Here is a 23,062-nt window from a genome sequence, read left to right as displayed (position 1 = left end):
ATGTTTTTTAATTCTTCTAAAAGGTCAAACTTTTCAAGTTTGACCTTTATTTTTTTATCCTTTTTAACATCTTTAATTGCGACATTAGGAAGTCTGTTTTTTTCTGAAATTATGAATTTTATACCTTGTTCATTATGTTGGTATCAAAGAATTTTTATGTATCCATTAGTTTTATTATTTTTAATTAATCTTTTGTATCCTGATGATAAAATTTTTAAATATAGTTTTCCTTTAGTAATCTTTGGCTTATTAATATCTGTTTATCATAATTTATTGATTTACAAAGTTATTCCAGAAAATTTGTCTCCATGTGTACAAGGAGTTCCTTGTTCTATTGATTATTTAAACTGGTTTGGGTTTATTACTATCCCTTTGTTATCTTTTTTTGCTTATACTATTATTTTTATTTTATTAATTTTATTTAAAAGGAAAAGTGTAGATGCAAAATAAGAAATTAGTATTAGGTTCATTAATTGGATTTATTATTTTATTTATTGGATTAGCTATTTTTTATAAAGATAGTGAAGCCAAAAAAGATGAAAAAACTGTTTTAGGAAAAAGTGATTTACTTCAAAGAGAACACTCTATCAAATTTGGAGAAAATAAAAAAAACATTTCAGTTGTAGAATTTGTTGATCCAGAGTGTGAATCTTGTGCATTATTTCATCCTATTTTACGTAAATTATATAAAGAATATCATGAAGATATTTTATTGGTTGTAAAATATATTCCAAATCATAAAAATTCAGAATTTGCTATAAAAATATTAGAAGCATCAAGAGAACAAAATAAATATGAAGAAGTTTTAGATATTATATTTGAAAAACAAGCTTTATGGGCTCAACATAACAATGAGAAACCAGAACTATTATGGGAATTTTTATCAATAATCCCTGATCTTGATATAAATAAATTAAAAGAGGATTTTAAAAATCCTAAAATAGATAAACTTATAGATATGGATAAAAAAGATTCACAACAGTTAGATGTAAGAGGAACTCCTACTATTTTTGTAAATGGCAAAAGATTAGTTAGTTTATCGCAAAAAGATTTATTTGATTTAGTAGAATCTGAAATTTATAAATAAAGGTAATTGATGTCATTTTTTGAAAATATAAAAGATTTTTTTTCTCTTTTAAAAGAATCAAATTATAATTTAGGTACGGTATATTCTCAAAATCCAGATAATATTCATGTGGTTATTTTAATTTTGATTATTATAGCTATACTTATAGCCTTTTTTATAGTTAATAGTTTTAAAAGAGTTCAACTTTTAAAACTTATTTCTGAGATTGAAAAGAGTTCTAATTTTTTAGTTTTTGAAGAAAAATTATCAAAAATAGCAAATGAACTTCCTAAAAGGGGAGTTGAAGTTGCGAGTAAATTGAATCTTTCAAAAAATGAAATTTATGAAAAAGGTTTATTTTTAATTAAAAATTTTAATATAAAAGAAAAGATAGAAGCTTATAAAAGTTTTTCGACAACTTGCTCTTTGATTGCAAAAAATTCGCAAAAATATAAAATAGATGAATTATCAAATTTTTTTGAAGAAAAATCTATTTTTTTATTGGAAAAAAATCTTTTTAAAGAAATTGAAAATTATTATAAAACAGCAAGATTTAATGAAGATGATGTTGAACTTGTAAATAGTATAGTAGCATATTCAAAAAATTTGTCTAATCCTTTTTCTGTTTTGATTCCATTACAACAAGAAATAAATAAGTTCAGTTTTACATTTAACTTAGATTTATTCAAGTTTGTAAAGAAATTGACAAAAGATTCTTCTGGAGAAATTTTTGTAAAATTAAATGAAAAGTTAAACAATATGTTTAATAATGAAAATGAGAAAATATCAAATGTGATTTTGTCATATGTTTTGAAAAATGATGAAAAAGAAAAAGTTTATAATTATATTTCAAATTTAAAAGATAAAGATTATTTACAAAGTTTGTATTTTAATTTTTTTGGGAAAAGTAATGATACAGATTTGGATTTGGCATTTATAAAAAATGAAACAAAAATTAAAAATGATTATAAAGAGTATATAAATTGTCAAATAACATATAATTGGAAAGATTTAGCATATATAAATTATATTTTAAATTCACCGAAAGTTTTACAAGTAATTGGTCATAATGATTATAGAGCAATTATAGAAAGAATTGAAAAATTAGAAAAAGATATTGATTTTAATGCAAAAGTATCAAGAGTTTTAGAAATTGCGAATGATGCCAAAAAAATTGCAAAAGAAGCAAAAGCAATAGCGAGAAGTAAATAATTATGGAATATATAATAGCTTTAATATTAAGTACTATTTTTACTCTTATTTTTATATTTTTTAAGAGAAAAAATAGTAGTGTTTTAAAACCAAAAGTAGTAAAAAAAGAAGAGATTGTTGAAGCTTATAAATTTGAACTTTTAAGTCTTTTAGCTGAGTTTGAAAATGATAAAGAAAAACAACTACAAGAGAAATTAAAGTTTTTAAAAAGAGTAAATTATGAGTTATCAATGAATATTTTTTTTGATGAAAATGAAGCAAAAGAGTTAATACAAGAATTAGTAAGATTAGGGAAATAATGAAGAAAAGTATAGTTTTTAGTTTAATATGTTTGAGTTTAGTATTTGGTGGTTGTGATTCAAAATCAACAATAGATGGCAATGTTCTTGCCAAACCTAAAAAAGAAGAAGTTAATACAAATTTTGAGCCTCAATCTTTCGCATTAATAACAACAGATGAAAAGTTTATTAGTTTTACAAGCACACCTCAGGGGTTAGATTTTGATGAATTTAAAAATAAAAAAGCAGTATTAATTGATGTTTTTGCAACTTGGTGTCCACCTTGTATTGATGAAATTCCAACTTTAGTTGAGTTAAAAGAGAAATATAAAGACCAATTTGAAATAGTTTCAGTTTTGTTTGAAAAAGATAAAACAAAAGAAGAAATAGAGGCTTTTATGAAAGAACATGGAATCAATTATCCAATTACAATGGGTGAAGAAAATTTCAGACTTGCAAAAGAGTTAGGTGATATAAAAAAAGTTCCTGAAATGTTTTTATTCTCAAAAGATGGAAGATTTGTAAATAAATTTATAGGAAAAACATCAAAAGAAGATTTAGAGCGATATATAAAAATGGCAATTGAAAACTAATTTAAAATAGTTTTCAATTCTTTTAAAGTCTCTATAAAATAATTTGCTTTTGAAAAATCTTGTGTAAGTGTAAATTCATTTTTTACAATCACACATTCTATTCCTGCTTTGTAAGCTGAGCTTAAACCTCTAGTTGAATCTTCAACTACAATAGCCTCTTTTTTATTTGCATTAAAGAGTTCAAGCCCTTTTAAATATGGTTCTGGATGTGGTTTTGCAAAATTATAATCCTCTTCACAAAGAACAAAATCCATAAAATCAACTATTCCTAGATTTTTGTGAATAATTTCAAAATCAACTCTTCTTGAAGTAGTTACTATTCCCATTTTATAATCTTTAGATAACTCTTTTAAAACATCTTTTACACCATCAATTAATATATTTTCTGTTCTTAAAAAAGTTTGATAATATTCATTTCTTTTATTTCTTGCAATTTCAACTTCAGCAAATGAAAAGCCATTGTTTAAAGCTTTTTGCCAAACCGTTGTTCCTTCACTCATAATTTTCATATATTCTTCTAATTCTAATTCAATATTAAAATACTCTTTTAAAGCTTGAATATTTGCTTTAAAATACAAAGGTTCTGTATGAACTAAAACACCATCATTATCAAAAAGTATATATTTTTTCATTTATTAAGATTATTCCTATTTTAAAAATTTAGTTAAAAAAAAAAGGAAGCTTATAAAAAGCTTCCTTTAACTTGTATATATTAGGAGGAGTAAAGTTAAAAAAAATCTTAACATCGCAAATTAAGGTTTGTCTATCAACTTATGAAGTAATTATAATAGCTATGTATTAACCTTTTTTAAATCAAAGGTTAACAAAATGTGAATAAGATAAAAGAACTCTTAATTTTGCCATTTATTTTTTGGTGCTTTGTAATTTATAATTCTTTCAATTATTTCATCTATATCATCTGAAACAATTAACATATCAACATAATCTTTTTTTATAAAACCTTCTTTTACACAATTATTTAAAAAATCGATTAACTTATCATAATATCCATTTATATTATAAAATGCGCAAGGTTTTTTATGATAGCCAATTTGAGTAGAAGACAATACTTCAAATATCTCTTCAAAAGTCCCATAACCTCCAGGAAGAGTTATAAAAGCATCACTTAATTCTTCCATTTTTTCTTTTCTTTGATTTATTGTGTTTACTTTGTAAATTTTTGTGATATTTTTATTTTCAATTTCTTTATCAACTAAATCATAAGTTATAACACCTATTACAACGTTTTTATATCTAATTGATTCATTTGAAACTATTCCCATAAGTCCTTGTAATGAGCCACCATAAACAATATTTAAATTTTTTAGTGCAAGTTTTTGAGCTAAAACTTTTGTTTGTTCTTCATAAATTTTATTATTTCCAAATGAAGAACCACAGTAAATAGCAATATTCATTGTTTCTTTTCCTTTAATTTTTCAAAAGGTTTAAATATTAGTAATAGCTTTGGAAGTAGTAATAAATCAGCAAGTAGTACGGTGAACATTGTAACTACTGTTAATAATCCAAAATAAATTGTTGGAATTAGATTTGATAAAACTAAAATTGAAAAACCAAGGATTATTACTAAAGATGTATAATACATAGCATATCCAATACTTTGATGAGATCTTCTCATTGCATTTATATAGTTATGGTCAACTTTAAATTCTTCCTTAAACCTATGAATAAAGTGAATAGTATCATCAACACCAATTCCTATAGCAATTGCTGCAATTGTAATAGTCATAATATCTAAAGGAATATTTAACCAACCCATAATTCCAAAAATAGTTGAAATAGGTATAATATTTGCAAGTATGGCAATAGTTGCAAGTTTAAAAGTTTTAAATAAAATTAAGAACATTATGAATAAGACAATAATTGTAAATCCTAAAGTTGCTATTTGAGATTCAAATAACGATTGAAGCATATTATTATATAAAACCATTAGATTTGAAAGTCTAAATGTTGTCTCTTTATTTTTAATAACATCTTTTAAATCATGATTTATTTTATTTATTAAATCATTTCTTCTTAAATCAGGATTTGAGTCCATAATTCTCATAGTGATTCTAGCTTCATTTTTATCAATATTAATAAAAGGTGAAAGAATTAGATTTTTATATCTTTCTGGTAATTGATTATATAATACAGCTAATGTTATACCATCAAGAGGTTTTCCATCATTTAAAGATTCTCCAATTTTTAATAGAGTTGCTAAAGATTGAACTTTTCCAATTTCAGGAATAGTTTCTAAATAGTTATGAACAGCTGTGATTGTATCCATTTTATCTTGACTAAACCAATATTGTTTATCATCTGCACTTTTAGCATATTCATTTTCAAAATCATCAAAATCATCAGTTGGATTTTTCTTTATTTGAGGTTTCGGTTCATCTTTAAATTTGATGATAATATCAAGTGGAGTAGTTCCACCTAAATTTTCATCAATAACTTTCATTCCTTTATAAATATCAGTTGATTGTTTAAAATAGCTAATAAAACTATTTTCAACTAAAAGTTTTAATGCTCCTGTTACTGAAAAAATAATTATTAAAATAGTTACAATTATTATTGTTTTACCTTGATGTTCAACAATATTTGATGATTTTGCTATAAATGAGAATTTTTTATTTTTTTGTTCATGTTCATCTTTTTTCTTCATTAAAATTAATAAAGCAGGAAAAGTAATAAATGCTAAAAATAACGAAATAGCAATTCCTGTACTCATCATCAAACCAAGATTAATTACAGGTTCTATATTTGAAAATACAAGAGAACCAAAACCAACTATGGTTGTAATAATTGCAAAAAAAGATGGGTTGAATTTTGATAAAATTGTATTTATTATCAATTTATACTGACTTGCATTTTTATATTTTACATTTAATTCTCTATATCTTACAATTAAGTGTAGAACAATTGAAATTGTTATGATTAATTGTAAAGCAATAAAATTTGAAGATATAACTGTCACTTCCCAACCAAATAGTCCTAAAATACCTGCTGTTGAAATAACTGAAATTAAACAAATAAATAAAGGTAAAATAATCCATCTAATATGTCTAAAAATATACCAAAGAACAAATATTAAAATTGCTAATAATCCAGAACCGTAGATAATTAAATCATTTTTTACATAGCCAACAATATCGCTAGCTATCATATTTACTCCACCAAGAAATATTTTAGCTTCACTTTGATATTTTTTGATAATATCTCTTATATTTTCAATTTCTTGTGCTTCTTGGATTCTCAAAAAATCCCTATATTTTTTAAATTCTAAAATAGTATCTTTTAATTCTATTTTTTCTTCATTTGAAATAGTTTTATCTTTCTCTTTTTTTAATAAAGCATTTCTTTTTTCTAAAAGTTCAAAATATTTAGTATCTGTTTTTAAATTTAAAATAATAGCTGTAGTTTTAAAATCACTACTTACTAAAGCATTTGAGTACAATGGTGAATGAAGTAATTCATTTTTTACAAGTTTATTATCAAACTTTTTTGTTTCAAGTGAATCAACTCCTTCAACTAAATCAGAAATAGGTCTTATTGGAGATTGAAGTAAAGGTACATTTAAAATAGAAGTAATACTTTCAACATTTTTTACTTTTAAAAAATCATTAGACATATTTTTTATAGTTTCTAAACTTTTTTGAGATAATAGTTCATCATTTTTAGGAGAAAAAGTAACTACTAAAAAATCTGAATTATTATAAGTTTTATTTACTTCTCTAAAAAATTGTAAATCTTTATCATCTTCTAAAAGTAAAGTTTCAGCAGATGCATCTATTTCAAGCTTTGTAGCATAATAACCCAAAACTGAAACAAATAACATCAAAAGAGTTAAAATAATTAAGGGATACTTTAAAATAAAAGTATCATAAATTTTTTTTATCATTTTATTGTTCTAATAAAGCTAACATTTCATCAAATGTTTTTTCTTTTAAAAGCCCTGCAAATTGTTGTCTATATGTTTGAATGATACTTACTCCAACTAAGTCAACATCATAAATAAGCCACTGTTCATTTTCTTTTGATTTATTATAAAAGTTATAATTTATTTTATAAGTTCCATCTTTACCTAATAATTCAGTTTCTAATTGTAATCTAGTATTATTATATGGTTTTAAACCAATAACTTTTACTTTTTGGTCATTATAAAGTTGAAGTTTTTCTATATAAGATTTTTTTAATTTATTTTCAAAAATTTTTGTAAATTCTTTTTGTTTTTCAGGTGTTAATGTGTTCCATGTTTCTTTTCCCAAAGCAATTTTTGCCATTAGTTCATAATCAAAAACATCATCAATAACTTTGATGATTTCATCACCTTTTTGAGCAAAAGTTTTATCTTTTTTTTCTAAAATTGATAAAACATTGTCTATTTTTTTTGTCATTTCTTGTTGAATTTCATCTTGTTTTAAAGCATTTGCATAAGAAAACGTAAATGCCATTAACAAAACAAATCTAACAAAATTCTTTTTAAGCATTATTATTACTCCTCAATTTGTCTTTTTCTTGCTTGTGTATAAATATCTCTTAAAAATGGATATAAGTCTAAAGCATCTTTTTTTATTGTTTCATATTGATCTGGATTTAATGAAGTATAATTTACTACATCAAATGTTTTGATACCATACTCTTCTAAAACTGTATTTGGAATTTTGTAATCAATTCCATCTTCTCCTAATCTACTTAATGGTGAAACTACATTATCAGCTGTTAATCCAACAATATCTCTTAAATTAGATGGTCCTAGTAATGGTAAAACAACATGAAAACCTTCACCTACACCATAAAAACCAAGTGTTTGTCCAAAATCTTCTTTATGTTCTTTCATGTGTAATTCCGTGGTTGCTAAATCCATAAATCCACCAAGTCCCCAGAGTGAATTTATCAAAAATCTGCCTAATTCTTCACTAGAATTTTTAAATTTTAATTGTAATAAATTATTTACAAATCTAACAGGAAACATAATATTATTGAAAAAGTTATTTACACCTGTTCTTGCAGTTTCAGGAACAACATAAGCGTAACCTTTTGAAACAGGTACTAAAACATTTAAGTAAACTTTGTCATTGAAAGTTGTCATAATTCTATTGTAGCCACTTAATGGGTCAAAAACTTCTTTTGTATTTGATGTAAATTCTGAGTCAAATTCTTCAGAAAAATTATCGTTATTAGTCTCGTTAGCAAAACTAAAAATGGCAAATATTAAAATAAAAATAATTTTTTTCAAATTTAATCCTTTTATAGTAAATTTGTATTATATTGAAAGTTTATGAAAAGAAGCATTAAGTCTTATTTTTAAATTATTTTACAAACAAGCTTTATATTTATATATATATTATTACAAACTTGCTATAATCAGCGAAAAATTTTGAAAAATAAATTGGGAGTGATTATGGGAAGAGCCTTTGAATATAGAAAAGCGGCTAAAATGAAAAGATGGGGAAATATGTCTAGAGTTTTCCCAAAACTTGCACGTGCTATTGAAGTAGCAGCAAAATCAGGAGTTCCAGATCCAGAAATGAATTCAGCATTAAGAACTGCTATTTTAAATGCAAAAGCTGAAAATATGCCAAAAGCAAATATTGATGCAGCTATAAAAAGAGCAACAGGAAAAGATTCTGCAAACTTTTCTGAAGTAAATTTTGAAGGAAAAGGACCTCATGGAGTTTTAATATTTGTTGAAACTGCAACGGATAATAATACAAGAACTGTTGCAAATATCAAAATGTATTTTAATAAAACAAATGGTCAAGTTGTTCCAACTGGATCTTTAGAATTTTTCTTTGATAGAAAAGCAATTTTCGAATTTAATAAACCAAGTAATTATGAACTTGAAGATTTAGAAATGGAATTAATAGATGCTGGACTTGAAGAACTTGAAGAAGAAGATGGTTTATGTTTAGCTTATGCAAATTATACAGATTTTGGAAATATGAATAATAAATTTGAAGAGTTAGGAATAGCTTTAACAAAAGCTGAGTTAAAAAGAATTCCAAATAATCCACAAGAATTTAGTGAAGCACAACAAGAAGATATTGGAAAATTAATTGAAAAACTTGAAGATGATGATGATGTTCAAGCTGTTTATACAAATATAGCTTAATTTAGAACATTTAAATTATCTATAATTTTTCTTAAAAGGACTTAGATGAAAGATAATACTCAAAATACAGGAAATGAAATAAGCCAGTTAGGAAATGTTGATCAAATCAGAGAAATATTATTTGGTTCTCAAACAAGAGAACTAAATAAAAGATTTGAAAAACTTGAAAGTGATTTTAAACGTTCTTTTGATGAAGTAAAAAATAAAATTGAACAAAATCAAAAAGATTTTAATTTAAGATTAGATAATGAAGTAGAATTAATATCTAAAAAAATCAAAAATTTAACGACTCAACAACAAGAAGAAATAGCAGATATAAGAGATAATGAACTTAAACAAGAAAAAAGAATACAAAATTCTATGGATATTTTAAATGATGAGTTGAGTGCGAAACACGAACAATTATATAAAGAACAACTTGAAAATAGAAATAATTTACAAGAAGAGATGAATAATTTAAAAAATGAACTTTTTGATATCATGGAAATAAAACTTCAAGAATTAAGTGATTTAAAATTATCAAGAGATGATGCTGCTGAAATCATGATGGAAACAGCAATGAGATTAAAAGGTAATCAGTTAGAAAAGCAGATTGTATCTGTACAAAATGATTAATTTTAGTTTGATTTTATAAAATGGATGATTTAGGAAAACTTCGTAATCTTCTTTTAAAAGAAGAACAAGAAAGTTTATTAGAACTCAAAATTCAACTTGAAAAGTTAACTGTAGAGTCTCACACTCCACAGATAATAATAGAGAAAATATCTCCTTTTATTTCTTCGATTTTAGAAAAAAGTTATAGTAGTGATAAAAAATTATTACTTGAAGCATTATCTCCAATTGTTTTAGAGTTAATTGATAGAAATTATGAAGAATCAAAAGATAAAGTTGTTAAACAATTAGCCCCACTTATTACAACTGCAATAAGAGAAAAAATAAAATCTCACAAAGACGAAGTTGTTGATGCCTTGTATCCTGTAATTGGAAATATGATTACTCGATATGTTTCTAAAACTTTTGAAGATATGTTATTTTCGATTAATGATCAAATAAAAAATGGACTTACATTTAAGACATTAAAAAGAAAAATTAACGCAAAAATTCATGGTATTAGTGAAACAGAACTTTTATTAAAAGAACATGCTTTAACAAATGTAAAAGCAGTTTTTTTTATACATAAAGAAACAGGAATAGTTTTATCTCATACTCAAAATATAAATAATCCAATCAATGAACCTGAAATGATTGCTTCAATGATGACAGCAATCCGTAGTTTTGTTAATGATTGGATTGATAAAAATGAAAAACATCAAGAAATTAATACAATTGAATATGGTGGAAGTAAAATAGTTTTAGAAGCTAGTGGGTATAGTTATTTAGCTGTTATTATTGATGGTGCTGTAACAAATATTACTATAAATAGTATAAGAGAAGTTCTTTCTCAGTTAGTTGCAAAATATTCAGATGAAATAAAAAACTTTGATGGAAATATGGAAAATCTTCCAAAAGAAGAATTTTTATCAATTATATCTCAACTAATTAATGAAGAAGAAGAGGTTAATAATAAATCTTTACATCCTTTAGTTTATATATTACCTTTAATTTTAGTTTCTTGGATAAGTTATACTATTTATAATAATATAATTGATAACAATTTAGCAAAAAAAGCAAATGAAATTTTATATAAAGATTCAGCTTTGACTATTTATAGATTAGAGGTTGAAGTAAAAAATAAAAATATGATTATAAATGGTATGGTTCCTTTTTCTTTTTATAAAGATTTAGCATATAAAGATTTACAAAAAATTGATAATATAAAATCAATTCAAAATAATATTCAGATTATCGATTCTTTTGATAATCCAAAAGATATTTATGATAAAATAACTTATTTGACTTTGGCATTAAACTTAAAAGAAGGAAATAGAATAGAATATTCTTATAATTATCCTAATGTTAAAGTTTTTGGTAATGTTTTTAGTAAAAAAGAAAAAAAATATGTAGAAGAACAATTTAAATTGATAAAAGGTTTAGAAAATATTGATTTCGAAGTTGGAATTGTTCCTCCTAATATAGAAGATATAATTTATTTTGAACAAAATTCTTCAGAAATTTTACCAAATCAAGAATATAAATTAATAAAAATTATAAATTTATTACATAACTTAGATGAAGATTTAGTTCTAGAAATACGAGGTTTTAGAGATTTTACAGGAACATTAGAAAGAAATGCTATTTTAGTAAAAGAAAGAGCAGAAAATATAATGAAATATTTAAAAGTTAAAGGTAATGTTTCTCAAAAATTAGTCAATATTGGAATCAATGATATTCCAACAAATATAGATAAAGAAAACTATCCTGAACAAGGAAGACGAGTAGTCTTTACATGGAAAAAATAAAGGTTTATGATGTTTAATTATAAAATTGTTTTAATAGGAGATTTTGGAACTGGTAAAACAAGTTTGATTAGAAGATATGTTGATAATAGTTTTAGTGAAGAGTACATAAGTAGTATTGGTGTATCTATTTCAAAAAAAAGTTTAATTGCAAATATAAATGAACAAAAATATGATTCAACTATGATGATTTGGGATATTGAGGGGCAAACGGATTTTAAACCAATTTTAACTCATTATCTAAATGGAGCAAAGGGATTTGTAATAGTTGCAGATTTAACAAGAGAAAAAACAATTGAATCAATTAAAGGACATATTGAATTATGTCAAAAAACGATACCAAATTTACCTATTTGTATTGCATTTAATAAAAGTGATTTAAATCATGATGAAATAGAAATAGAAAATTATAAAAATATAGATTCAAATATTGTAGGAATTTTTAGAACTTCAGCAAAAGATGATAATTGTGTAAAAGAATTGTTTGAACTTTTAAATAATGAAATAGTAAAGAGATTAGTACAATGATAACAGGATTGATTTTACCAATTATATGTAAGAAATATAATATCTCTTGTATTTTGTTTTCAAAAGATTATAAAATTGTCGAATTTACAGATAATTTAAAAGATTTTGTAAGTGATACAAAAAAACTTTTTGTTGATGGTGATATAAGAGATTCTTTATGGGAACTTGTAGGTTTTGAAGAAAAACTTCAAGAATTATATAATGGTAAAAAAAATTATTTACATATTCCGATGCTTTTAAAAAAAGATGTTTTTTATGATATAAATATAGAAACTTGTAAAACTGAAAAAAATGAAAAACTTTTTATTGCGATGTTTACAAGACAATCAAATCTTTCAATGAGTTATTTAAATATCATACAAAAAGTAAATCATGAAAATTTAAAATATGAATATGAAAAAGAAAATATTGAAAATAGTCAAAATTATTATAATTTAATAAATCAAAAATTGATTAGTTTTCATATAAATCAAAAGGGAATAATAACAGAAGTAAACAAAGCTTGTCTCTCATTTTTTGGTTTAGAAAAAAGTATAATGATAGGAAAACATTTTTCTAATTTCTTTTTTTCAAGAGAAGTTAAAGTATCTTCAACTGAAGTAAGTAATATTTTAAGAGCTACAAATTTAAATGGAATAGATGTTTTTTTCCATACAGATATTATTCCTGTTAAATCTGAAAAAAATAGTTCTCAAAATATCATTATTTGTCAAGATATAACTTATTTGAAAAAGATTGAATCAGAGTTAGAATATGCTGTAAATCATGATAGTTTGACAGGGCTTCCAAATAGGTTGATGTTAAGAAAAAGAATTGAAGAGTGTATTTTAAAAAGTAAAGATACAAAAGAATCATTTGCTTTATGTTTTATTGATTTAAATAAATTTAAAAGTGTAAATGATGAATATGGACATCATGTTGGAGATATGTTATTAAAACATATAGGAGAAGTTCTTTCAAGTATCATAAGAGAAGGTGATATTATTGCGAGAATTGGAGGAGATGAATTTGTAATACTTTTTGATCATATTGAATCAACACAGTATTTAGATTTAACTTTAAAAAGAATAGATTCAATATCAAAAAAGAATCCTTTATACTATTCAGAAGATTTGATAATACCTTTAACATTTAGTTTAGGTGTTAGTATTTATCCAAATGATGGTGAAGATATTGAATCTTTATTGAATCATGCAGATGAAAAAATGTATAAAGAAAAAAAAGAGAGAGTATAAAATTTTTATATCTCACTTATTTTCAAATTGAGTGAGAAAATCTAAGATATAACTGAATAATTGGTTATTATTTTTATCTGTAACAATTACATGATTTTTTGCATCAATTAGTTGCAAAGTTTTATATCTTGATTGAATACTTTCAAAAATTTCATGGGCAGAACTTGGATTTACAACGGGGTCATCTTTTCCTTGAATTATTAAAATAGGTTTTTTGATTTTAGGAAGAGTCTTTTTTGTTTTATTCATTAACAAATTTAATTGTTCTATTGAATCTACATAGTGCTTATGATAATTTATTTCTGGATTTTCAGGTGTATTATCAATATACTCTTTTGCATATTTATCTTCATGAAAAACTTTTACAATATCATTCCAAAATGAAATAGCAGGAAGCAGAGTTTTTATTCTCATATCATTTAAATGAAGTGCTGCATTTATACAAATAAGAGAAACAAACTCTTTATATTGTTTTTTTGTACTTAAAAGTGCAAGTAATCCACCTGTTGAAAAACCTACGATATAAACTTTTTTATATTGTAAAGTTGCAATTATGATTGATCTTGAAACAGATTTATACCAATCTTGCCAAACTTTTGTTTTTAAATCTTCTGGAACTATTCCATGACCTGCTAATCTTGGAACTTGAACATTAAAATGGTTTTTATTTAAAAAAAGTGCTAAATTTTCCATCTCTTTGGGTGCAGATGAAAAACCATGAATAGTTATCACACAATTATTCGAATTTTCTGCTTCAAAATATTTACTTTTACCTATATCAATTGGTTTTAAATCTTTATAATTTTTAAATTTTTCGTAGCTTTCTTCATACTCTTTATTTTCTTCATATTTTAAAATATCAACAAGTGTTTTGAGATTTTCTTCTTCTTTTTTTGAAACAAGATTTTTTACTATATTTACACTCTCTTCTTGAATCAAAATTTCATTTAAAATTACTCTTAAAATATTTTTTAAACGAATAGTATGATGAGTAAAAGTATCAAGTAGATTTTTTTTATTAATTAGATATTTATAACAGTTTATTTCATCCGTTTGTAAAATCTTATTTTTGATGGCAACTTCTAAAATATCATTAAAAGGTTTGAATTTTTCATAAGATATTAGATAAATCAAATCTTTATTTATATCTTCATCATAGAAAATATTTTTTTCTTTTATTTTAAAAATAGTTATGTAAATTAGTCTCTTAAAATATTCAATTTCTATCTCTTTTTTAGGAAATAAAAATAAAACTAAAACGAAAATATGATCAAAATTTATAGTTAGTGATTCATAAATTTTATCCATAAAATTATGAGTTACTTCATATCTTAAAGAGTTTATGATTTTTTCATAGGGCAAATCTTTTTTATAAAGTTTATCTAATAAATTTTTAGTTGAAATTGGCTCTAAAATTCTTATTGTAATTTTTGAGTTTAAAACAATATTACTCTCTATTTCAAGCTCTTCTTTAAAATTAACTCCCATATCATGAATAAGTTTACTAGCCATATCAACTAAAAAATTTTTCCCATTTCTTAGTTTTGAATAACTGATATTTATAGGAATAATCATAGTTTCATTTTTATTTATATCAGTGCATTTATTTATAAAATATTTATTACTAAATTCTTCATAGTTTTCCAATGTTTTATCAAAATATTTTTGTCTAAAAATCTGAGAAAGTAGGGCAAAAACAGCAGCTCCTGTATGAACTCTTTGACATGCTCCATCAACTTTTACACAAAAATTTTTATCTATTTTTGAAATATCTTTTCCTTTAATCATCATACCTTCAGGAAAAATCATCCAATCTTTACAAGAAGTTATTAAATCACCGATTATATGTTCATTTCTATTTGGAGCAGTTGTTTTTAAAGCACCAAGATTTTCTAAAAAATCTCCTAAAAAACTTTTAAATAAAGAATCAGCAGCAATAACTCCAACTTTTTTATTTGTTATGTTATATAAAGTATAAGGAACAAGCATCGCTTCTGTTCTTGTAAAATGATTTGCAACAAACATTTTTGGATTCTCTTTTGGAATATTTTCAACTCCAATTACTTCAATATTTGCATCAAGAATTTTTTGAAGTAGACTTAAAACATAACCATTTGTGTTTATTAGCAAATCATTTTTATCAATCATTTTTGAGCCTTATAATCCTTTGCATCAAATGAATCAACACTTATTACTTCTTGTTTTAGAGCATGAGCTTCAAGCATTTTTTCTATCTCTTCTTTAGATAAAAGATTTTTTTCTAAAAGCTCTTTAGTCATATTTTCTGGACTATCTTTTTTTATAGTTCCATTTTTAATAGCATCTTTTAAAATTTTAAATGAACTCTCACACTCTTTATTTAATTTGACAGCTAGTTGAAGTTTTGTTAATCTATCTTTTTCATTTTTTGAAATAAATAAAGATGATGTTAATTTTTGTAAATAATCTTGATTTGATAGATTTTTTACTATTTTTGCATTTAATTTATCTTTTGCTTTAACTGAAAAAGGATTGATTTTAAAAATCGGAAGTAAATAATCTAAATAACCAATATTTGTGATTATCTCTTCTCTTGCAATTTGAATTTCATTAAAACAATAGTTACAAATATAATCAACTAAAAGTTCATCTTCTTCATTTGGATTATTTTCAAATTCTCTTAAAGTTGCAGTTATTAAATAACAGTTTGATAAAATATCTCCAAATCTAGCACTTATATTTTCTCTTTTTTTTAGACTTGGTCCTAAAATTCCTAAAGCAACATTTGTTAAAAGAGTAAATTCAGCACTAACCCAAGTTAGTTTTTGTTTATATCTTTGGAAGTTTCCTTTTTGACAAGAGATATTTGCTCTTGTAATATAGAAAATAAAAGATTTACAAAAAGATGAAAATACTAAACCAATGTGAGAAAAAAATGCTTTATCAAAATTTTCTACATTGTTACTATTTAATGCTGTAATTTGTTTATAAATATAAGGATGAGATTTTATTAATCCTTGTCCAAATTGCATTAAATTTCTAGTTAAAATATTTGCACCTTCAACAGTTATTGAAATAGGTAAGGCAAAATAAGCATGAGCTAGAAGGTTGTTTTCTCCTCTAATAATCGCACTTCCTCCTAAAACATCCATAGAATCATTTATAACTGTTCTAAATTTTTCTGTTGCATGGTATTTCATAATAGAGTTTATAACTCCTGGTTTTACTCCATCATCAATTGCATCTAAAGTATAGTTTCTAGAAGCATTTAACATATATGTAAGTGCAGTAATTTTTGCAATTTTTTCTTCAATACCTTCAAAATGATTGATACTTAATCCAAATTGCTCTCTAAGTTGTGAATATGAAGCTACAACATTTAAAGCTAATTTACTTCCACCAAGACTAACGCTAGGAAGTGAAATTCCTCGTCCTATAGATAAAGATTCAACAAGCATTTGCCAACCTTTTCCAATACCTTCACTTTCACCTATAATATTTTCTAAACCAATAATTACATCTTTTCCATAAAGAGGAGAGTTTACAAAAGGAATTCCAAGTGGGTCATGTCGTTTTGAGTTATCAATACCTTTTGTATTTGAATCAATTACAGCAAAAGTAATACCTAAATCTTCATTTTCACCAAGTAAATGTTCTGGGTCTTTTAAAACAAAAGCAAGTCCAATTAAAGTTGCGATATTTCCTAATGTGATATATCTTTTTTCAAAATTTAATTTGATTTTTATTTCACCATTTTCATCTTTAAATAAAACACCATTTGAAGTTATTGATGTTGCATCACTTCCTGCATTTGGTTCTGTTAATCCAAAACAAGGAACAAGTTTTCCTGTTGCTAAATCGCTTAAATATTTATCTTTTTGAGCCTGACTTCCATGTTTTAAAATAAGTTCAGCAGGGCCTAGTGAGTTTGGAACCATTACAGTTATTGCTAAAACTTGAGATCTTGATACTAATTTTTCAATCACTTTTGAGTGAGCAGTTGCACTAAATCCAAGACCTCCATACTCTTTTGGAATAATCATCCCAAAAAACTTTTTGTCTTTTATAAACTGCCAAACTTCATCCGATAAATCTCTATTTTGGAAGATTTCCCAGTCAGTTGTTTTTTCACAAAGTTCATCAACAACATCATCTAAAAATGATTGTTCTTCCTCTGTAAGTGTTGTAACTTTTTGGGCATTTATCTCTTTGAAGTTAACTTGGGCTTTGAAAAAATCAGCTTCTACCCAGTTTGTTCCAGCTTGAAGTGCAGCTTCTTCTGTTTTTGATATTTTTGGTAATAGACCATTTTTATTTATAAAATTTACTATTTTTGAAGTAATAAATTTTATTCTAAAAGTAGGGATTAATAATATAGTAGCAAGTACTATAAAAATAGCCCAAAAAACTGTTCCAACATCAAAAAATATTGCACTATAAATTCCTATTAAGGCAAAATAGCTGTAAAGTGGAAATGAAAAAAATCCAAAAGCTAAAATAAGTAGTATTAAAATCAGTGTTTCCATAAAGCTTCTCCTGTTTCAAAATCTTCATACTCTTCAACCAATTTAACTAAAAGATTAGAAGGTTTAAATCTCTCTCCATACTCTTTTTCAAATTTTCTTAAAGATTCTAAGATGTTTTTTAGTCCAATTTCATTTGCATAACTTAATAATCCACCTTTGTAAGCTGGGAAACCAGTTCCTGCAATCATTGCAAAATCAATGATAGAAGCCTCTGTTACGATGTTTTCTTCTAAACATCTACTAGCTTCATTTATCATAATATATATACATCTTTGAACTATCTCTTCATCGTCAAAAATTCTACCATTGTTCTCTAGCATAGACGTAACATGTGAGTTTGGATATTTGTCCCGACCTGCATATTCATAAAATCCAGCTTTTGTTTTTGCTCCTAAAAGTTTTGCGTTATGCATTTTTTCTATTAAAGAAGCTATTGGCATTCTACTTCCATAAGACTCGTTTAAAATACTTGCAACTTTATATCCAATATCAATTCCAACTGTATCAGCAAGCGTAAATGGACCCATAGGCATTCCAAAATCTTTTATAATTGAATCAATTCTTTCAATTCTTGAGCCTTCTTCAAGTATAAATGCTGCTTCATTTAGGTATGGAAGTAAAATTCTATTTACTATAAATCCCGCACAATCTTTTACAACAATTGGTGTTTTCCCACTTGAAATAAGCATTTCACAAACTTTATTTATACTCTCTTTTGAAGTTTGTTTTGTTGGAATTATTTCAACAAGAGGCATAAAATTTACTGGATTGAAAAAGTGAACTCCTAAGAAATTCTCTTTATTTTTGATTTCACTTCCTAGTTTTTCTATAGAAATAGATGAAGTGTTTGTGGCGATTATTGTATTTTCACCTATAACATTTTCAAGTTCTTTATAAGTCTCTTTTTTTACTTTTTCATCTTCAATAATTGCTTCAATAACAAAATCAAAATTTTTAAATCCTAGAAATTTATCTGTATAAGAGATTTTATTTAGTTTAAAATCCACTTGATTTTTACTCATACTTCTTGATTTTATAGAGTGGTCATAGATTTTTGCTACATCTTTTAAAATCTCATGGGCTTGAGTTAAATCTCTTAGTTTTATTCTTACGTCTTTTAAATATTTTGAGAATAAATAAATAATTCCTTTTCCCATTACTCCGTTTCCAAGAACTACAGCATTTGAAATAGGATTAGATGTTTTTTCATAACTTTTATTTAATTTCTCAAATAAGAAAAATAGTTTTATCATATTTTTTGATTCTTTTGAAACAGCAAGTGCTGAGAACTCTTTTGCTTCAATTTTTATAGAATCTTCAAACTCTTTATTTATAGTCTTTTTTATCACTTCCAAAGCAACATAAGGAGCTTTAAAATCTTTATTTACTTTTGATTCTAAATTTTTATATGCTTTTTTAAATACAAGTTCATTTAAAGGAGCATAATTTAATAGATTGAAAGTAAATCTCTCTTTTAGTGTTCCATAAATAGCTTTTTTTACAAAATCATCTAACATAAACTCTTTTTGAGCATCATCAAAAATCATATCTGCAAGTTTGATTTTATATGCTTTTTTAGCATCTATTGTTTTTCCAGTTAAAATCAAATCTAAGGCATTTACTAAACCTATGATTTTTGGAGCTCTTATGGTTCCAGCAAAACCTGGGAAAATTCCTAGTTTTATTTCTGGAAATGCTATTTTTGTTTTTGGATTTGTACTCATTACTCTATATTTACAAGCAAGGGCAAGTTCAAGTCCTCCACCCATACAAGCACCATTTATGTACGCAATTGTTGGGATTGGTAAATTTTCTAGTTTATTAAATATATCATGAACTTCCATTAAAGCATCATAAACTTCTTTTTCATCTTTTAATTTTTCAATCTCTTTTATATCTGCACCAGCTATAAAAATATCTTTTTTTGCACTATCAATTACTAATGCTTTTATTGAAATATCATTTTTAATAAGATTTAGTTTTTCATCAAACTCTTTTAAAATTTCAAATGATAATTTATTTATTTTTTCATCTTTTAAATCAAAAGTTAGTGTTGCTATATTTTGTTTAATTTCTAAAATAATGTTACTCATGTTATATCTCCAATAAGAAAGATGCACCTTGTCCACCACCAATACAAAGTGTTGCAAGTGCCAATTTATCTTTTCTTCTTCTTAATTCTTTAAGGGCTGTTAAAACAATTCTAGCTCCACTCATTCCAACTGGATGACCAAGGGCAATTGCTCCACCATTTACATTTAAAATTGATTCGTCAATTTCACCAAGAGCATTTGAATTAAAAGTTTTTTTACAAAAATCATTTGAAGCAAAAGCTTTTTGATTTGCTATCATTTGAGCAGCAAAAGCTTCATTCATCTCAATTAAATCTATATCTTTTAAAGTAATATTAGTTTTATCAAAAAGTTTTTTTGTTGCATAGATTGGACCTAATCCCATTCTATTTGCATCAAGTCCTGCATAAGCATAATCTTTTATAAATCCAAGTGGTTCAAGATTTAATTCTTTTGCTTTTGATTCACTACAAACTATCAAACTACAAGCTCCATCTGAAACTTGCGAAGAATTACCAGCTGTTACAGTTCCACTTAATCTATCAAAAATAGGTTTTAGTTTATTTAAGGCTTCAATAGTTTGATTAAATCTTACTCCATCATCTTGTGTAATTGAAGCATTACTTGTCATAATTGGATGAATTTCATCTTTAAAAATTCCAGTTTCTATTGCTTTTTGAGCTTTTTGATGAGATTTTAAAGCATATTCATCTTGAGCATCTCTGCTTATTTTAAACTCATTTGCTAGATTTTCAGCTGTTAATCCCATGATTTTTCCTGAAATTGGGTCAGTAAGACCAGTTAGTAAACCAATAGTAGGTTTTAAAAAACTTGGTCTAAAAGAGCTTAAAAGTTGGATTTTTTCAATAAATGATTTTGAATATGTAAATTTTGTTATTAGATTTTTTAACTCATTACTATAATATAAAGGAAGATTACTCATAGATTCAATTCCTCCAACAAGGTATAAATCCCCTTGATTTGAATGAATTTTTTCAATAGCACTTGATATTGCTTGCATTCCTGAAGCACAATTTCTATGAACTGTATAAGCAGGAGTTTGTGAAGGAAAACCAGCACGGCTAGCCATAACTCTTGCGATATTTGTAGCATTTGCAGGATTTGCAACATTTCCCATAATTACTTCATCAAATTGTTCATATTCTAAATTATTTCTAAGAACTAACTCTTTTGTAATAATACTTCCTAAAATATCAGCACTTACATCATTTAACTTACCATTTGCTTTAGCTATTGGACTTCTTAATCCATCAATTATGGCAATTCTCTCTTTCATTTTTGCTCCTCATACATGCTATTTATAAAACTAGCATATTTTTGTTCAATTTTATTTCTAGCAATTTTCATTGATGGAGTTAATTCTCCACTTTCAATGGAAATATCGTTTGTTATAATTCTAAAATCAACAATTTTTTCCCATTGATTCAAGTCTTTATTGATATTTGATATGTGTTTAGAAATGTTATCTAAAATTTCTGGTTGCTTATAATACTCTTCTATTGTTAAGTTATTATTTATTTTTTTTGCTAATTGATATTTCTCTTTATCTATAAAAAGTAGGGCAGTAGTGAATTTTTTATTTTCTGAAATAACTACAGCAAACTCGATATATCTATCTTTTGATAGTTTTTGTTCAATTGCAACTGCATTTACATATTCACCAGTGGAAGTTTTAAATATCTCTTTTAATCTGCTTGTTATAAATAAATAACCTTCTTCATCAAGATAGGCAATATCTCCAGTGTGAAGCCAACCATCTTTATCTATTGTTTTTGCTGTTAATTCTTCTTGATTTAAATATCCTTTCATTAAAGATGGTCCAGATACTAGAAGTTCTTTGTTTTGGGCTATTTTTATTTTTGCACTTGGGATTACTTTTCCACAAGAACCTACTTTATTCGCAGATGGATAGTTTGTGGAAATAACTGGTGAAAATTCTGTTAAACCATAACCTTGATAAACAGGAACGCCAATATTTACAAAAAATTGTGCTATCTCTTTTGATAAAGGTGCACCTCCACTTACAAGTTTTTGAACTCTTGAACCAAATATTTCTCTAAATTTTGAGTAAACAAGTTTGTCATAAATCTTAAATAAAAAAGAACTTTTATCCAAGTTCTCTTTTAAAGCATAAGAAAAGGCTAATGAAGCAATTATTTTACTAAAAAATGGTTTTTCTAAAATTTGAGTTTTTATTTTGTTAAATATTTTTTCAAGAAGTCTTGGAACAACAGTCATAATTGTTGGTTTTACAATTTTCATAAGATTTGCTACATTTAAAATATCATCTACAAAATAAATACTAATTCCACGACTTAGATAATAACTCATAACAGTTCGCTCAAATATGTGTGCTAAAGGAAGAAGTGAAAGTGCAACTTCTTCTTTTGGTAAATCTATTAGTTTATTTATATCTCGAAGTTGTGAAACTATATTTTTATGTGTAAGCATCACTCCTTTTGGAGTTCCTGTATTTCCACTTGTATAGATAATAGAAAATATTTCATCTTCTTCTGCTTTATGAGGAATAAACCCTTTTGAATCGCAGATTTGTTGCCCAATAACTAATATCTCATCATAATTATAAAAATTTGGCTCTTTTATACAAAAATTATGAGTTATAAAAGTTAAATGTGAATTTTTTTCTTCAATATCTTTTAATCTTTCAAGTGAATCAATAAACATATATTTCATGGCTGAATCGTTTATTTCATAGTTTAAGTTTTCAGTTGAAATATTTGCAAAAATAGGCACACTTATAGCTCCTACTTCATGAATTGCAAAATCAAAAATAAGCCAAAAAGGAGAACTTGAGGCAAAAATACCAACTGTATCACCTTTTTGTATTCCCATATCTTTTAAAGCAAGAGATAAACAAATAACTTTATTTTTAAAAGTAGTAGTTGAGATGTTTTTATAAGTTCCATTTGAAAGATAGTTTAAAAAATATCCATTATCTAAATTACAAATATGAGTGAAAAGTTCATTGTAGGTTTTAAAGTTGTAATTTTCCACTGTATATCCTTTATTCAAATATACAG

20 protein-coding genes are annotated in these 23,062 nt (G+C 25.0%); 10 read left to right on the top strand and 10 right to left on the bottom strand.

All coding sequences use genetic code 11. The features are described 5' to 3' along the window. From ABLL_RS09815 to ABLL_RS09795, 5 genes are read left to right on the top strand one after another with little or no spacing between them, the layout of a single operon-like run. Entirely contained in the window at window positions 1-450 is a 450-nt protein-coding gene (locus tag ABLL_RS09815) for a disulfide oxidoreductase (RefSeq protein ID WP_014474647.1), read from the top strand. Further along, window positions 440-1,087 carry a thioredoxin domain-containing protein gene (locus ABLL_RS09810; RefSeq protein ID WP_014474646.1) on the top strand — a complete coding sequence of 216 codons (648 nt, stop codon included), beginning with the start codon at window positions 440-442 and terminating at the stop codon, window positions 1,085-1,087. Before ABLL_RS09815 ends, ABLL_RS09810 begins: the two co-directional genes overlap by 11 nt. 9 nt (window positions 1,088-1,096) lie before the next feature. Beyond that, complete coding sequence (locus ABLL_RS09805) at window positions 1,097-2,278, top strand: hypothetical protein (protein WP_014474645.1); 1,182 nt, start codon at window positions 1,097-1,099, stop codon at window positions 2,276-2,278. A gap of 2 nt (window positions 2,279-2,280) precedes the next feature. Beyond that, on the top strand, window positions 2,281-2,577 hold the full coding sequence (locus ABLL_RS09800; protein ID WP_014474644.1) for a hypothetical protein: 297 nt from the start codon (window positions 2,281-2,283) through the stop codon (window positions 2,575-2,577). After that, window positions 2,577-3,149, top strand: a complete 573-nt coding sequence (locus ABLL_RS09795) for a TlpA disulfide reductase family protein (RefSeq protein ID WP_014474643.1) — start codon at window positions 2,577-2,579, stop codon at window positions 3,147-3,149. The genes ABLL_RS09800 and ABLL_RS09795 overlap by 1 nt, the downstream gene beginning before the upstream one ends. Here the strand turns inward: ABLL_RS09795 and ABLL_RS09790 are convergent. The 5 genes from ABLL_RS09790 to ABLL_RS09770 form a co-directional block, all read right to left on the bottom strand. Continuing rightward, window positions 3,146-3,781, bottom strand: coding sequence for an HAD family phosphatase (locus tag ABLL_RS09790; protein WP_014474642.1), 636 nt, complete (start codon window positions 3,779-3,781; stop codon window positions 3,146-3,148). The genes ABLL_RS09795 and ABLL_RS09790 overlap by 4 nt on opposite strands. A gap of 219 nt (window positions 3,782-4,000) precedes the next feature. Beyond that, a complete protein-coding gene (locus ABLL_RS09785) occupies window positions 4,001-4,564 on the bottom strand; it encodes a TIGR00730 family Rossman fold protein (protein WP_014474641.1) in 564 nt (187 codons plus the stop codon). Then, the gene (locus ABLL_RS09780) at window positions 4,561-7,050 is read right to left on the bottom strand and encodes an RND family transporter (protein ID WP_014474640.1); all 2,490 of its coding nucleotides are present in this window, start codon (window positions 7,048-7,050) and stop codon (window positions 4,561-4,563) included. Before ABLL_RS09780 ends, ABLL_RS09785 begins: the two co-directional genes overlap by 4 nt. Window position 7,051: 1 nt before the next feature. Continuing rightward, window positions 7,052-7,639: an ABC transporter substrate-binding protein gene (locus tag ABLL_RS09775; RefSeq protein ID WP_014474639.1), complete on the bottom strand. Its 588-nt coding sequence runs from the start codon at window positions 7,637-7,639 to the stop codon at window positions 7,052-7,054. Window positions 7,640-7,644: 5 nt separating this feature from the next. Further along, window positions 7,645-8,388, bottom strand: coding sequence for a VacJ family lipoprotein (locus ABLL_RS09770; protein WP_014474638.1), 744 nt, complete (start codon window positions 8,386-8,388; stop codon window positions 7,645-7,647). Window positions 8,389-8,553: 165 nt separating this feature from the next. Between ABLL_RS09770 and ABLL_RS09765 the strand changes: the two genes are divergently transcribed. Genes ABLL_RS09765 through ABLL_RS09745 form a run of 5 tightly spaced genes read left to right on the top strand, consistent with a single transcriptional unit; the run spans window position 8,554 to window position 13,423 of the window. Further along, complete coding sequence (locus tag ABLL_RS09765; RefSeq protein WP_014474637.1) at window positions 8,554-9,264, top strand: YebC/PmpR family DNA-binding transcriptional regulator; 711 nt, start codon at window positions 8,554-8,556, stop codon at window positions 9,262-9,264. Window positions 9,265-9,309: 45 nt separating this feature from the next. Beyond that, window positions 9,310-9,879, top strand: a complete 570-nt coding sequence (locus tag ABLL_RS09760; protein WP_014474636.1) for a hypothetical protein — start codon at window positions 9,310-9,312, stop codon at window positions 9,877-9,879. 20 nt (window positions 9,880-9,899) lie between these two features. Then, window positions 9,900-11,663 (top strand): OmpA family protein, encoded by a 1,764-nt coding sequence (locus ABLL_RS09755; protein ID WP_014474635.1) that lies wholly within the window; start codon window positions 9,900-9,902, stop codon window positions 11,661-11,663. 9 nt (window positions 11,664-11,672) lie between these two features. Next, complete coding sequence (locus tag ABLL_RS09750) at window positions 11,673-12,188, top strand: Rab family GTPase (RefSeq protein WP_014474634.1); 516 nt, start codon at window positions 11,673-11,675, stop codon at window positions 12,186-12,188. Then, the gene (locus tag ABLL_RS09745) at window positions 12,185-13,423 is read left to right on the top strand and encodes a sensor domain-containing diguanylate cyclase (protein WP_014474633.1); all 1,239 of its coding nucleotides are present in this window, start codon (window positions 12,185-12,187) and stop codon (window positions 13,421-13,423) included. Before ABLL_RS09750 ends, ABLL_RS09745 begins: the two co-directional genes overlap by 4 nt. Before the next feature lie 12 nt (window positions 13,424-13,435). On the opposite strand, the gene ABLL_RS09740 is transcribed toward ABLL_RS09745, so the two are convergent. Genes ABLL_RS09740 through ABLL_RS09720 form a run of 5 tightly spaced genes read right to left on the bottom strand, consistent with a single transcriptional unit; the run spans window position 13,436 to window position 23,036 of the window. Then, window positions 13,436-15,571, bottom strand: coding sequence for an alpha/beta fold hydrolase (locus ABLL_RS09740; RefSeq protein WP_014474632.1), 2,136 nt, complete (start codon window positions 15,569-15,571; stop codon window positions 13,436-13,438). After that, window positions 15,568-17,928, bottom strand: a complete 2,361-nt coding sequence (locus ABLL_RS09735; RefSeq protein WP_014474631.1) for an acyl-CoA dehydrogenase — start codon at window positions 17,926-17,928, stop codon at window positions 15,568-15,570. Before ABLL_RS09735 ends, ABLL_RS09740 begins: the two co-directional genes overlap by 4 nt. Further along, window positions 17,916-20,021, bottom strand: coding sequence for a 3-hydroxyacyl-CoA dehydrogenase NAD-binding domain-containing protein (locus tag ABLL_RS09730; protein ID WP_014474630.1), 2,106 nt, complete (start codon window positions 20,019-20,021; stop codon window positions 17,916-17,918). Before ABLL_RS09730 ends, ABLL_RS09735 begins: the two co-directional genes overlap by 13 nt. A gap of 1 nt (window position 20,022) precedes the next feature. Then, on the bottom strand, window positions 20,023-21,297 hold the full coding sequence (locus ABLL_RS09725; RefSeq protein ID WP_014474629.1) for a thiolase family protein: 1,275 nt from the start codon (window positions 21,295-21,297) through the stop codon (window positions 20,023-20,025). Beyond that, the gene (locus ABLL_RS09720; RefSeq protein ID WP_014474628.1) at window positions 21,294-23,036 is read right to left on the bottom strand and encodes a long-chain fatty acid--CoA ligase; all 1,743 of its coding nucleotides are present in this window, start codon (window positions 23,034-23,036) and stop codon (window positions 21,294-21,296) included. The genes ABLL_RS09725 and ABLL_RS09720 overlap by 4 nt, the downstream gene beginning before the upstream one ends. Between the last annotated feature and the right edge of the window lie 26 nt (window positions 23,037-23,062).

Origin of the sequence: Arcobacter sp. L (assembly GCF_000284235.1) — a bacterium.
In the GTDB taxonomy this organism is placed as follows: domain Bacteria; phylum Campylobacterota; class Campylobacteria; order Campylobacterales; family Arcobacteraceae; genus Aliarcobacter; species Aliarcobacter defluvii.
This window is presented reverse-complemented; position numbering and strand designations above follow the sequence as displayed.